General features: G+C 68.9%; 1 protein-coding gene. It reads left to right on the forward strand.

Features of this window, described 5'->3' with window-relative positions; all coding sequences use genetic code 11:
• Positions 1-235 (forward strand): glutathione S-transferase family protein (locus tag SB751_RS35385; RefSeq protein WP_410749662.1); only part of this gene is annotated, 235 nt, incomplete at both ends.

The raw sequence follows: 235 nt of genomic DNA on the forward strand, positions 1-235 counted from the left end.
TGCGCGCATGATGGCGCAGGTGTTCGACGACTACGTGCATGTGCCGATGCAACGCATCGTCGGCAACGCCCTGCGCCCCGAAGACAGCCGCGATCCGTTCGGCGTGGGAGAAGCGCATGGCGTCATCGCGCGGTGTTATGCCTGGCTGGAGGCGCGATTGCAGGACGGGCCGTGGGCCGCCTGCGGCCGCTTCACGATTGCGGACTGCGCCGCGGCGCCGGCGCTGTTCTATGGC

Source organism: Cupriavidus sp. SIMBA_020 (assembly GCF_046535395.1).
Taxonomy (GTDB): domain Bacteria; phylum Pseudomonadota; class Gammaproteobacteria; order Burkholderiales; family Burkholderiaceae; genus Cupriavidus; species Cupriavidus campinensis.